Origin of the sequence: Pseudomonas sp. DVZ6, assembly GCF_024259445.1 — a bacterium.
GTDB lineage: Bacteria > Pseudomonadota > Gammaproteobacteria > Pseudomonadales > Pseudomonadaceae > Aquipseudomonas > Aquipseudomonas peradeniyensis.
In genome coordinates this window covers 1-12,951 of the sequence record NZ_JANCLM010000041.1, presented here as the reverse complement: position 1 = coordinate 12,951, position 12,951 = coordinate 1, and the positions used below count along the sequence as shown (strand labels likewise).

The 12,951-nt window shown below is 63.7% G+C and carries 12 protein-coding genes; 10 read left to right on the top strand and 2 right to left on the bottom strand.

The window, feature by feature from the left end:
- Positions 1-61: 61 nt before the first annotated feature.
- Entirely contained in the window at positions 62-811 is a 750-nt protein-coding gene (gene flgA, locus NMG10_RS21265; RefSeq protein ID WP_186714868.1) for a flagellar basal body P-ring formation chaperone FlgA, read from the bottom strand.
- A gap of 63 nt (positions 812-874) precedes the next feature.
- Between flgA and NMG10_RS21260 the strand changes: the two genes are divergently transcribed.
- Both NMG10_RS21260 and cheR read left to right on the top strand, forming a co-directional pair.
- Positions 875-1,804 (top strand): chemotaxis protein CheV, encoded by a 930-nt coding sequence (locus tag NMG10_RS21260; protein ID WP_050706714.1) that lies wholly within the window; start codon positions 875-877, stop codon positions 1,802-1,804.
- Between the two features lie 51 nt (positions 1,805-1,855).
- Complete coding sequence (cheR, locus tag NMG10_RS21255; protein WP_050706713.1) at positions 1,856-2,683, top strand: protein-glutamate O-methyltransferase CheR; 828 nt, start codon at positions 1,856-1,858, stop codon at positions 2,681-2,683.
- A 247-nt stretch (positions 2,684-2,930) separates the two neighbouring features.
- Here cheR and NMG10_RS21250 read toward each other — a convergent pair whose 3' ends face one another.
- Positions 2,931-5,513 (bottom strand): autotransporter outer membrane beta-barrel domain-containing protein, encoded by a 2,583-nt coding sequence (locus tag NMG10_RS21250; protein WP_254465081.1) that lies wholly within the window; start codon positions 5,511-5,513, stop codon positions 2,931-2,933.
- Positions 5,514-5,861: 348 nt separating this feature from the next.
- On the opposite strand from NMG10_RS21250, the gene flgB reads away from it, so the two are divergent.
- The 8 genes from flgB to NMG10_RS25980 all read left to right on the top strand — a co-directional run.
- Complete coding sequence (gene flgB, locus NMG10_RS21245; RefSeq protein ID WP_203651598.1) at positions 5,862-6,269, top strand: flagellar basal body rod protein FlgB; 408 nt, start codon at positions 5,862-5,864, stop codon at positions 6,267-6,269.
- Positions 6,270-6,271: 2 nt separating this feature from the next.
- Complete coding sequence (gene flgC / locus NMG10_RS21240; RefSeq protein WP_198743001.1) at positions 6,272-6,715, top strand: flagellar basal body rod protein FlgC; 444 nt, start codon at positions 6,272-6,274, stop codon at positions 6,713-6,715.
- Positions 6,716-6,730: 15 nt separating this feature from the next.
- Positions 6,731-7,429, top strand: coding sequence for a flagellar hook assembly protein FlgD (flgD, locus tag NMG10_RS21235; RefSeq protein WP_186735515.1), 699 nt, complete (start codon positions 6,731-6,733; stop codon positions 7,427-7,429).
- A gap of 30 nt (positions 7,430-7,459) precedes the next feature.
- The gene (gene flgE, locus NMG10_RS21230; RefSeq protein ID WP_203651599.1) at positions 7,460-8,833 is read left to right on the top strand and encodes a flagellar hook protein FlgE; all 1,374 of its coding nucleotides are present in this window, start codon (positions 7,460-7,462) and stop codon (positions 8,831-8,833) included.
- 72 nt (positions 8,834-8,905) lie between these two features.
- A complete protein-coding gene (locus NMG10_RS21225) occupies positions 8,906-9,091 on the top strand; it encodes a hypothetical protein (protein WP_050706708.1) in 186 nt (61 codons plus the stop codon).
- A gap of 118 nt (positions 9,092-9,209) precedes the next feature.
- A complete protein-coding gene (locus NMG10_RS21220) occupies positions 9,210-10,940 on the top strand; it encodes a type I secretion system permease/ATPase (protein ID WP_232857535.1) in 1,731 nt (576 codons plus the stop codon).
- Complete coding sequence (locus NMG10_RS21215; protein WP_254465080.1) at positions 10,937-12,250, top strand: HlyD family type I secretion periplasmic adaptor subunit; 1,314 nt, start codon at positions 10,937-10,939, stop codon at positions 12,248-12,250. The genes NMG10_RS21220 and NMG10_RS21215 overlap by 4 nt, the downstream gene beginning before the upstream one ends.
- 66 nt (positions 12,251-12,316) lie before the next feature.
- The coding region (locus tag NMG10_RS25980) for a calcium-binding protein (RefSeq protein ID WP_368044648.1) at positions 12,317-12,951 on the top strand (635 nt) is incomplete at its 3' end.

Here is a 12,951-nt window from a genome sequence, read left to right as displayed (position 1 = left end):
AGTTTAGGGGGCGCGGTTCCACATCGCCAGCGTTGCGTCACTATCCCGACGCAGTGCAGCCCTACATGGCCACCTCGACCTGCCCCGGGCCCGTGACGCGGGCCTTGACCACGCGTTTGGAGTTCAGGTTGCGTACCCGGATCTGCGTCTGCAGGCCACCTTTGTCCAGGGCCTCGCCGGGCATGCGCACGCTCAGGCTGCCGCTGCGGGCGATGATCACCACGTGATCGCCCTTGCGCACCACATCGGCCTGCTCCAGGTGCTGTTGCGTCAGCACCTGGTCGAGCACAGTGGGGCGCAACAGCTTCAAGCCCACGGCCTGGTCAAGCTGGGTCAGGTAGCCGACGCCGAGGGTGCCCACATCGCGTTCGCGCAAGGCCACATCGCCTTCACCCACCACGCTTTCACGTTTCAGGGGGCGAGTCATGACCACCACGTCGCGCATCAGGCGCACCTGGGCTGGGACGAATACCGTCCAGGGCGCCGTGCCGTCGCAGCGGACCCGTACCGTAACCCGCCCCAGGGGCGTCGAACCTTCCAGCGAGGCGTCCAGCTGCTGGCTGCACAGCGGCATGCGCAGGCGTGGGTCGAGGTTGTTGACCTGGATCTCGTAGCGGCCCGGGGTCTGGGTGGTCGCCAGGTAGTCCTCCACGGTGAATTCAAGAAACCCCTGAGTGACACCGATAAGCTGTTCAGGCAAGGTAAAAGAGTCCGCCAACGTACGAATGCCGGGTGCCAGCAGGCACAGGGCGGCCAGTGAGCCGGTCAACAGGCGCGTCAGTCGTCGGAAATTTGTCGTTTTCGTGTACATGGCGTTCAAAAAAGCAAAGCCCGTGCCGATTCGGTACATAGGCAATCGTTGAAGGAGTCTGGCATGGCTGGAGTGATGGATTCGGTCAACCAGCGCACGCAACTGGTGGGGCAGAATCGCCTGGAGCTGCTGTTGTTTCGCCTCAATGGCGATCAGCTCTACGGCATCAATGTGTTCAAGGTACGGGAGGTGCTGCAGTGCCCGGACCTGACGCTGCTGCCCAGGTCCCATCCGGTGGTGCGCGGCGTGGCTAACATTCGGGGGGCTACCATCCCGATCCTGGACCTGTCGATGGCCACCGGCCTTCCGCAGCTGAAGGAAGAAACGCGCAACAGTTTCGTGATCATTACCGAGTACAACACCAAGACCCAGGGCTTCCTGGTGCATTCGGTCGAGCGCATCGTCAACATGAACTGGGAAGAGATCCATCCGCCACCCAAGGGTACCGGACGCGATCACTACCTGACAGCCGTGACCCGGGTCGACAACCGCATGGTCGAGATCATCGATGTGGAGAAGGTGCTGGCCGAGGTGGCGCCTTCGTCCGAGTCGGTGTCCGATGGCGTGATCGATGCCGAGGTGCAGGACAAGGCGGTGATGCTGCGGGTGCTGACGGTCGATGACTCGTCGGTGGCGCGCAAGCAGGTGAGCCGTTGCCTGCAGACGGTGGGGGTCGAGGTGGTGGCGCTCAACGATGGTCGCCAGGCCCTGGATTACCTGCGCAAGCTGGTGGACGAGGGCAAGCGTCCGGAGGAGGAGTTCCTCATGATGATTTCGGATATTGAAATGCCGGAAATGGACGGCTATACCCTCACGGCGGAGATCCGCAGCGATCCGCGCATGCAAAAACTGCACATCTGCCTGCATACTTCGCTGTCCGGGGTATTCAACCAGGCGATGGTCAAGAAAGTCGGTGCCGATGACTTCCTGGCCAAGTTCAGGCCGGATGACCTCGCCCAGCGCGTGGTCGACCGGATCAAGGCAAGTCATTGAAACGGCCGGGGCCCGTCCCCGGCGCTAGCGATTTAAGAAGAGGCGGCAGCATTGTCTACGGGTAATTTGGATTTCGAACAGTTCCGGGTCTTCCTGGAGAAAGCCTGTGGCATCCTGCTGGGCGAGAATAAGCAGTACCTGGTCTCCAGCCGTCTCAACAAGCTGATGGAGCAACAGGGCATCAAGTCGCTGGGCGAGCTGGTACAGCGCATCCAGACCCAGCCACGCAGTGGTCTGCGCGAGCAGGTGGTCGATGCCATGACCACCAACGAGACGCTGTGGTTTCGCGACACCTACCCGTTCGAGGTGCTCAAGAGCAAGGTGATCCCGGAGTTCATCAAGAACAACCCGGGCCAGCGCCTGCGCATCTGGTCGGCGGCCTGTTCGTCCGGTCAGGAGCCGTACTCGATCTCGATGTCGATCGACGAGTTCGAGCGCACCAACCTCGGCCAGCTGAAGATGGGTGCGCAGATCGTCGCCACCGACCTGTCGGGCGCCATGCTCAACAACTGCAAGACCGGCGAGTACGATAGCCTGGCCATCGCCCGCGGCTTGTCGCAGGAGCGCCTGCAGCGCTACTTCGACCCCAAGGGTCCGGGGCGCTGGGCGATCAAGTCGCCGATCCGCAGCCGTGTCGAGTTCCGTTCGTACAACCTGCTCGACAGCTATGCGCCGCTGGGCAAGTTCGACATCGTGTTCTGCCGCAACGTGCTGATCTACTTCTCGGCCCAGGTCAAGAAGGACATCCTCATGCGCATTCACGGCACCCTCAAGCCCGGTGGCTATCTGTTCCTGGGGGCGTCCGAGGCGCTCAACGGCCTGCCTGACCATTACCAGATGGTCCAGTGCAGCCCGGGGATCATCTACCAGGCCAAGTAAGGCTGGGCGAAAAAAGGCCGGTATCCTGCGATACCGGCCTTTTTGTTTTCAAGGTCATCCCTTTCAAGGTCTTTGGGTGCGAAGATTATTGACCGAGTGAGGGCCACCAAGTGTTCGCCGCAACCTTTGCAGCGCCTATAAAACCGAGCGCCGCCCGCGCGGCGCTCGGTCTGATAGGCGCTATAGCTCTGGCGTCGAACACCTTGAAAGGGTTGGTTTTCAAGGTGGAATAGTCTGCGATGGCGTGTCAGAACGCGTAGCGCAACCTGGCCGAGAACACGTCGGCATCGAAGCCCGACTTGCCCATGTAGTCATAGCTGACGCCGACGCTCACCGCTCCCAGCTTGTAGTCAGCCCCCAGCCCGGCCTCGTAGCTGTTGCGCGCCACGCTGGCGCCATGGCTGACGAACGGCGTGGTGCCCAGCACGAAGGTCGCGGTGTTCTGCACAGGATCCGCGGCAAAGTCGTGGTAGGCCATGACTTTCAGCTGCGGCTCCAGGATGCCGGCGCCAAGCGGCAGTTGGCTGGCCACGCGCACGCCGGCGCCCAGCTCGATGGCCTCGTAGCGCTGCGCCTCGACCTTGAGTGCGGCCGACGAGCCTTTCTCGTTGAAGCTGTCGATGTCGACGCGGCTGTAGCGCGCCGCCAGGCGCGGCTCGACCAGCAGTCGCGGATCCGGCTGCCAGCTATAGCCGCCCACCAGGTTCAGGCCCAGCAGGTTGCTGTCATAGTCCGACTTGGCCCGGGTGCCGGCGATCTCGCGCTTGCCTTGGTTGTCGTTGAAGCCGTAGGTCAGGCTGGCATCGACGAAGTAGTTGTCCAGGGTGTAGCTGCCATACAGCGAGAAGGCGTGGCTCTGTACCTGGGTCTTGTTGCCGCGTTTGCCGTTGATGTCGGTGTCGATGAAGCTGTAGGCCGCGCCGAGGGTGAGCTGGTCGTCCAGCTGGCCATCGGCACCGACCGCCACGCCGCGGCTGTAGGCGTTGTAGCCGGCAATGCCGTCGCGTTGTTGCTGGCTGGCGTCGCTGTACAGCGACTGCATCCACACGCCGGAGGCGCGGCGTGCCTCGTCGGCGCGAGGGGCGTGCAGGCTGCTGGAGCGGTTGTCGATGGCGTTGCCGATCAGGCGCTGGCTGGCCAGGGCGGCCTGGCGCGCGCCGTCGCTGACGTCCGGCGCCAGTTGCTCGGCGAGCCTGGTCAGTTGCGCTTCGTCGGCGCTGGCGGCGGCGAGGAACAGTGGGTCCTGGTTGCCCAGGCGTGCCAGCAGGCCGGCTTCGGCCAGGTTGCCCAGGGCACGCTGTGCATTGCTGTCGCCACCCTGTTGCGCGACGATCTGCTCAAGGTCCTCGGTCGGCTTGGTGCTGACGGTGACGTAGACCTTGTTGTCATCGAGCGTGCTGCTCAGCACGTTGAGCATGGCCGAGGTGCTGGCGACCTGGGGCTTGGCGTTGACCTGCAGGCCGTTGGCGTCGAGGACCTGCACCTGGCCGGCCTCGAGCAGCAGGTAGCGGCTGCCGCTGGCCTCGAAGTCGGTGTCCTCCGGCTCCAGCAGGATCCGCGCGTTCTGGGCGAACTCGGCGATGCCGCTGACCTTGAGCACCGCCGTGTTCGGGTCGGTACTGCTTGCCAGCCACAGGCCCAGCGCCGAGTTGTCGGCAATCCTCAGGTTGCCGTCGAGGGTGGTGTGAAGGCTGTGCAGGGTGAAGGTAGTGGGTGGCTCGCTGCTGTCGCCCACATCGATCCAGCCACCGTTTGCCAGGCGGATGCTGTTGCTGCCGGGGGGGCCGTAGGCGACGCCATAGGTGCTGTCGCCTTCGACCTCGATGTTGGCCAGGCCGACAAGGTCGCCGTAGACCTTGCTGCCCTGGCGCAGGATCAACTCGACCGGGCGGTTGCTGGCGGTGGCGTCGATGGCGGTGTTGCCCCAGATCGTCCCGCTGTTGAAGATGTTCAGTGCGCCGTTGGCCTTGTACCAGGCCGACAAGCCTGTGCCGTCGAAGGCGGTGTTGCCGATACGGATGGCGGTTGTGGTGGCTGTGATCCTGCCGCTGTTGACCAGGTGGCGGTCCATGCTGTCGACCAGGGTGGCGCCGTCGAGCGCGATGGCCTGGTCACTGGCGAAGATCCGACCGGTATTCTCGATGCCGGCCAGGATGGTGGGCCGGTTGCTGGTGCCTGCAGTGGCACTGATGGCAACGGCGCCAGGGCCGGATACATCGATGTTGCCGCGGTTGACGACCTTGCCTTCCAGGCTGGCGCCCGCCAGGTTGATGCCGCGTGCGTCCCTGCCTTCGACGGTGATGCTCGCGCCATCGGCGTTGATCACATCGCCGTGCAGGACAGTGGCGCCGCTCGGGCTGGACAGGTCGATGCCGTAGGTCGGCCCGCCATTGAAGTAGGAGATGCCGGTGCCGACCCTGAGGCTTCCCTCGTTGGTGAGATCGCCGTCTACCAGGGTGCCTTGCAGGCGCAAGGCCGCGCCATCGAGGCTGGTGGTTTTCACGTTGCCGCGATTGTACAGGTAGCCGCCGATGCTGCTGTTGGCCAGGCGGATGCCGTCGCTGCGGTTGACCATGTCGACCGTGCGCTGGTCGTTGTCGTTGATGGCACTGTTGAAGACCAGGTCGCCCATCACGCGGGTATTGGCGAGATTGATCGCGTCACGTCGCAGGCCGGTGTAGCTGCCAGTGAATTCGAGGTCTGCGGGGTGGCTCTGGTTCTGCTCGGCGTGGCCGGCATCGGTCAGTTGAATGGTCTCGGCCAGCGAGGGCAGGGGGCTGGCGCCGATCAAAAGGGCCAGGAGGGTCTTGCGTGCGTTAAGCGGTGGCACGGTTTCGTTCCTTTGAAATCGTAGAGCAAGCAGTGCGCATCCATGCGGGCGTATGACCGTAACGGCTGGGGCTTTTCGCCACGACAATGCGCGGGGGGGGCGAATGCTACCGTGGATGATGGCAGATTGGCATTGTTGTTTGACGTCAATTTTTTGTTTTGCCGCTTTTGCCGCCTGCCAATTGCCGCTTGGTGGTGGTGTGGCGGAAGCACTTTGCCGCTTTTCTGGCATCACCAGCGCCCTGATACCTGGGTAGCCCCCGGTTTACTGGGGTTGCGCTGGTTGGCACAGCCCTTGCTAAAGCCTAAGCCAACGAAACTCTGGTCAACCTTTGAAGGTTTCCCCGATATGAGCATCAGCTTCGACAAGGCGCTTGGCATCCACGAAAAGGCATTGGGCTTCCGCGCCCAGCGTGCCGAGGTGCTGGCCAATAACATCGCCAACGCCGACACGCCCAACTACAAGGCGCGTGACATGGACTTCTCGTCGGTACTCGCCGCCGAGGCCGACAAGCAGCAGAAGGGGCGCATCGCCCTGGACCGTACCAACAACCGCCACATCGAGGCCGAAGGCCTGGCGATGATGGACGACACCCTGCAGTACCGTACGCCGATGCAGCCGTCGATCGACCAGAACACCGTGGATGCGCAGATCGAGCAGTCGAACTACGCGGAAAACGCCGTTGGCTTCCAGGCCAGCTTCACCCTGCTCAACAGTAAATTCAAAGGGCTGGTATCGGCCCTGCGTGGAGAGTGACCATGTCCCTTGCCAGTGTCTTCAACATCGCCGGTAGCGGCATGAGCGCGCAGAACACGCGCCTGAACACCGTTGCCTCGAACATCGCCAACGCCGAGACGGTGTCCTCGAGCATCGACCAGACCTACCGCGCCCGCCATCCGGTGTTCGCCACCACCTTCCAGAACGCGCAGAACGGCATGGGCCAGTCGCTGTTCGAGGAGCAGGGCGAGGCCGGGCAGGGCGTCCAGGTCAAGGGCATCATCGAGGACCAGAGCAACCTCGAGGCCCGTTACGAGCCCAATCATCCGTCGGCGAACAAGGACGGCTACGTCTACTACCCGAATGTCAACGTGGTCGAGGAGATGGCCGACATGATCTCCGCCAGCCGTGCGTTCCAGACCAACGCCGAGCTGATGAACACCGCCAAGACCATGATGCAGAAAGTACTGACCCTGGGTCAGTGATAAGGAATCCCGACCATGGCAGTCGAAAACCCCAGCGTGAACCTCAATGATGTGCTGACAAAATCCGGGGTCAGCACCGGCACCAAGAAAACCACCACCGAGCCTGTCGACAAGAATGCGCTGGGCAAGGATGCGTTTCTCAAGCTGCTGGTCACCCAGATGCAGCACCAGAACCCGCTGGATCCCCAGGACAACGGTCAGTTCATCGCCCAGCTGGCGCAGTTCAGCAGCCTGGAAGGCATCCAGACCCTGAACAGCTCGGTCAACTCGATCATCAGCGGCATGGGCTCGTCCCAGGCGCTGCAGGCCTCCTCCCTGGTAGGGCGTTCGGTGATCGTGCAGAACGACAAGGCCCTCTTCGATCCGAAGGAAAGCCTCAATGGCCAGGTGGTCGTGCCGCAGAACATCACCGACGGCAAGGTGACCATCAAGGACAAGGATGGCAACGTGGTCAAGACCATCCAGTTGGGCGAGCAGAAGAAAGGCACCGCCGATTTCATCTGGGACGGCACCAACGACAAGGGCGAGAAAGTCGAGGCGGGTACCTATACCTTCACCGCCACCACCACTGTCGACGGCAAGTCGCAGGAGATGTACACGATGCTGCCGGCCAAGGTCACCAGTGTCAGCTTCCAGAACGGCGGCGAGATGATGCTCAACCTTGCCGGGATCGGCAAGCTGGGCATCTCCAAAGTACAAACCATCGGAATCTAAGGCCGCTAGCACGGCATAAGGAGTGAATGCATGTCTTTCAATATCGGCCTTAGCGGTCTGTACGCAGCCAACAAGAAGCTGGACGTCACCGGCAACAACATCGCCAACTCCGAGACCGTCGGCTTCAAGTCGTCGCGCGCCGAGTTCGCCGACGTCTACGCTGGCGCCAACCGCCTGGGCGTGGGCAAGAACCAGGTCGGCAACGGCGTGCGCCTGGCCACGGTTTCCCAGCAGTTCGGCCAGGGCGACGTCAACAACACCGGCAACGTGCTGGACATGGGCATCCAGGGCCAGGGCTTCTTCGTCCTGTCCGACAACGGCTCGCTGAGCTACACCCGCGCCGGTGCGTTCCAGACCAACAAGGACGGCTATGTCGTCACCTCCGATGGCCTGGGTCTGCAGGGCTATGGGGTCGATGCCAATGGCAAGATCATGAAGGGCGTGCTGACCGACCTGCGGATCGATACCTCGGCAATGGCGCCGAAGGCGACCACCCTGATCGATCAGGGCATCAACCTGAACTCCTCGGCCCCCGACATTCCGCTGCAGGTCCCGGACAATTCCACGCCGCCCGTGATGGTGCCGAACAAGCCGTTCGACCCGAAGGATCAGAGCACCTACACCAAGTCGTTCCCGACCAAGGTGTACGACAGCCAGGGCAACGAACACGTCATGGAGCAGTTCTACCGCAAGACCGGCGAGAACCAGTGGACCATGTACACCCTGGTGGAAGGTCGCAACCCTTACGATCCGAGCAAGACCACGCCGCTCATTGGCAACATCGACTTCAACCCCGATGGCAGCGTCAAGGCCATGACCGCCAGCCCCGACAACGTGCCGACCACGCCGGTGGGAGCGTTCGACTGGAGTGTGGTCAACAACACCTTCACCATGAAGGGCTGGATCCCGGCCGCCAAGGACGCCGCGGGCAACTGGGGTTCCAACGGCTCGGTGGGTAACGCCGACGGCATGCGTCTGTCGATGAACAGCACCACCTCCTACAACCTCGAGACCGCGCGCAGCTCGCAGTCCCAGGACGGTTATGCCACGGGTGTCCTGTCGAACCTGTCGATCGACTCCACCGGCGTGATGTTCGCCAGTTTCAGCAACCAGCAGTCCCGCGCCATCGGCCAGGTAGCCATTGCCAGCTTCGCCAACGAGCAGGGCCTGCAGCAGGTCGGCGGTACCCGCTGGAAGGAAACCTTCTCCTCGGGTATTCCAGGTATCGACGCGCCAAAAACTGGCACCCTGGGCTCGGTGGAGTCCAACTCGCTGGAGGCTTCCAACGTCAACCTGACCAAGGAGCTGGTCGAGCTGATCAAGGCGCAGAGCTTCTATCAGGCCAACGCCAAGACCATCTCCACTGAAAGCACCATCATGCAGACCACCATCCAGATGACCTGATGGTCGCTGGCTGAGCGTTTGTCGACGAACCCCTTTGCACGAAGGGGTTCGTCGTTTTCGAGGAGAGGCTCCATGAAAAAGTTGGTCGCTGCCGCTGTTGCGGCGCTCTGCCTGCTCCAGGCGCAGGCCGCGATGGCCCCCTGGTGGCGCTGGGAGAGCCAGGCCGATGGGCGTCTGGTGTGTTCGCAATGGTCACCTGGCGAGGGCTGGAAACGCTTTGCCGGGCCGTTCGACAATGCCGGTTGCAGGTCGCTTTGACCCAAGGCAAAAATTGATGGCTTGAGGCCATCGATTGGCGGATTTGCTTCAGGTATGATCCGCGTCATTCCATTCGTTCGAGTGGCTGGCAAGCGTCATTTTCCAAGGATCGGAACTCTTGAAAAGCAGTAAGGATACTGGCGCGCGCGTGCTGCCGGCGCCGCTTCGCGTGGCCTTGAAAAAGGGCCTGGTCGGCGCAGCCCTGTTCTCTGGTGTGATCAACCTGCTGGCGTTGATCGGCCCCCTGTTCATGCTCGAGGTCTATGACCGGGTCATCCCCAGTCGCAGCCTGCCCACCTTGGTGGCGCTGGGGCTGCTGGTGGCGGGTGCGTACCTGGTGTTCGCCGTGCTCGACATCATTCGCTCGCGGGTCATGTCGCGTATCGCTGGAGCTGTGGACGGAGCGCTTTCGACGCAGGTGTTCAGGATCATCGCCGGCACGCCGCTGAAGATCGCCCTGGACCAGGATCCGCTCAAGCCCGCCCAGGAACTCGAACAGATCCGCGCCTTCATCGCCGGCCCCGGGCTCATGGCGTTCTTCGACCTGCCGTGGATGCCGGTGTACCTCGCGGTCAGCTTCTACATCCATCCATCACTGGGCTGGCTGGCGTTGGGCATGATCGTGCTGATGGTACTGCTGACCTGGCTCACCGACCGTGGCACGCACCAGGCCATGCGCGACAGCGCGATACTGGCCAGCCAGCGCAATCGCCTGGGCCAGCAGGCCCATGGTGGTGCCGAAGTGCTCGCCGCGATGGGCATGACCGAGCGTGCCGCTGCACGTTGGCAGGTGCTGCAGGAGCAGTACGCCACGTTGCAGCGGCGCAGCGCCGATGTCGGCAGCTTCTATGGCGGGATCACCAAGGCCCTGCGCCAGTTGGTGCAATCGGCGTCCCTGGGTGTGGGTGCCTGGTTGGTGATCGGGGGCGATCTCAGCGGCGGTGCGATTGTCGCCGCCTCGATCATCGTTGCCCGCACCCTGGCCCCGGCCGAGCAGATCATTGGCACATGGCGCAGCCTGGTGTCCGCGCGATTTGCCTGGCAGCAGTTGCGCGGCGTGCTGGCGATCTTTCCGGCACCCGCGCACAGGACTGCGCTGCCGACTGCTCGCAGCCAGCTGCTGGTGAGCGGCCTGTGTGTGGCGCCGCCGGGCGTGCAGCGGCTGGTGCTGCAAGGGGTGAATTTCAGCCTGGCTGCCGGCGGCTCGCTGGCGGTGATCGGCCCCAGCGCCTCGGGCAAGTCGTCGCTGGCGCGGGCCTTGGTCGGCGCGTGGCCGGCGCTGCGCGGCCAGGTCTGCCTGGATGGCGCGGCACTGGAGCTCTGGCCGGATGCGGCGCGGGCGGTCATGACCGGTTACCTGCCGCAGAGCGTCGATCTGTTCGAGGCGAGCGTGGGGCAGAACATCGCGCGTCTGGATCCGCAGGCCGATGCCGCGGCGATTGTCGCGGCGGCGCGTCAGGCCGGCGTGCACGAGTTGATCCTGCAACTCCCGCAGGGCTACGACACGCCGGTCGGCGAGGGCGGCGTCAATCTTTCGGCAGGGCAGCGCCAGCGTATCGGCCTTGCCCGTGCGTTGTATGGCGAGCCGTTCCTGGTGGTGCTCGACGAGCCCAATGCCAACCTTGATGCCGAGGGCGAACGGGCGTTGGCCCGGGCGATCGAGGGCGTCAAGGCGCGCGGCGGGGTGGTGGTGGCCATCGCCCACCGTTCCGGGCTGCTGGCGGTGATGGACCAGGTACTGGTGCTTGAGCAGGGGGCGCAGGCGGCATTTGGCCCGCGCGATACCGTGCTGGCGCGACCGGTGACGCTCGCCGAGCCGCGAGTGGTCAAGGGAGGTGTGCAGGCATGATGCGGATCGATGATGAGCAGGGGCTGCTGCGTTCGCTGCGTGGCCGCCTGTGGGCCGGTGCCGGGGTCGTGGTGGTGTTGCTGGGCGGCGCGCTGACGTGGTCGGCCGTCACTGAACTGGCCGGTGCGGTGATTGCGCCGGGGGCGGTGGCGGTGCAGGACAGCGTGAAGAAGGTCCAGCATCCCAGTGGTGGCGTGGTGGCGCAATTGCTGGTTGGCGAGGGGCAATCGGTGCAGGCCGGTGACGTGTTGCTGCGACTGGACGCGACCTTGCAGGAGGCCAGTCATGCCATCGTCGCCAAGGCCCTTGACCAGGCCTTGGCGCGTCAGGCTCGGCTCGAGGCGGAGCGCGATGGCCTGGCGCAGGTGGACACGCCGTCACGGCTTGTCGCGCGCGAGGGTGAGGCGCAGGTGCAGGCGGTGCTGGCCAGTGAGCGGCAGTTGTTCGTCGACCGCCGCCAGTCACGGGACGGGCAGAAGCAGCAATTGCGCGAGCGTATCGAGCAACTGACCCAGACCATCGCCGGTCATGACCTGCAGCAGCGCACCAAGGGCGAGGAAATCCGCCTGATTGATGAGGAATACCAGGCCGTCAAGATCTTGCAGAAGAAGGGCCTGATGACCCTCGACCGGGTCAATGCCCTGGCCCGCGGCATCGCTCGCCTGCAGGGCGAACGTGGCCAGTTGGTCGCGGCCATCGCCGAGGCGCGGGCGCGCATTGCCGAAACCCGTCTGGAGCTGTTGCAGGTGGACCAGCGGTTCCGCGAACAGGTTTCCGGCGAGCTGCGTGACCTGATGGCGCAGCAGGGCGAATGGGTGGAGCGCGAGGTCGCTGCGGCCGACCAGCTCAAGCGCATAGAAGTGCTGGCGCCCAGTGCCGGGCGGGTCCAGCAGTTGGCGGTACACACCGTGGGCGGTGTGATCTCGCCGGCCGAGACCCTGATGCAGATCGTCCCGCTGGACGACGAACTGTTGGTCGAGGCGCGCATCAGCCCGCAGGACATCGATCAGGTCGTGCTCGGCCAGGAGGCGTTGCTGCGCTTCAGTGCGTTCAATCGCGCGACCACCCCCGAAGTGCTCGGGCGGGTGGTGCGTCTCTCCGCCGACCTGGTGACCGACCCGCAGAGCGGGCTCGGCTTCTACCGCGCCGGCATTCATATCGACAAGGCCGAGCAGCGCAAGCTGGACGGCCTCACGCTGGTGCCGGGCATGCCGGTGGAGTCGATGATCCAGACGGGTCATCGCACCGTGCTGTCCTATCTGCTCAAGCCAGTAGGCGACCATGCGCAACGGGCATTCAGGGAAGGATGAGCGTCGACCGGAGGGTGGGCGCTGTCATGCAGGGATTGTTCAACCATTGGCAAGGAATCAGTAGACATGGCTGTTATCCAGGGAACCGAAGGCGCCGACAATCTGGTCGGTACCAGCGCGGACGATCAGATTTTTGGCAAGGGTGGCGATGACATCATCAATGGCGGTGATGGTAACGACACGCTATACGGTGGCGCGGGTGCCGATCGCTTCATCGGTGGTGCGGGCAACGACACCGTGTCGTACACCGATGCCAGTGCCGGCATTACCCTGAACTTCAAGACCGGCGTGCATACCGGTATCGCCGCTGGCGATACCTTTGAAAGCATCGAGGTGTTCCAGGGTTCGAACTACGCCGACACCTTCATCAGCGATGCGCGCGCGCAGACCTTCAATGGCGGCCTGAACGACACGATGGACTATTCGCTGTCCGACCAGTCGGTGACGATCACCATCGACAACACCGGCGGCAAGGGCCAGGGCGGCGATGCCGAGGGCGACAAGTTCACCGGCATGTACAGTGTCATCGGCAGCAGTCAGAACGACACCTTCATCATGCAGGCGACGGGTTCGAGCAAGAGCTTCGCCGGTGGTGCCGGCAACGACGTGTACTACCTGCATGGCGCGGCCGGCGTGTTCGAGCAGGCCGGTGGCGGCATCGACGAGGTGCGCACCTCCCTGGCCAGCTACACCCTGACCAG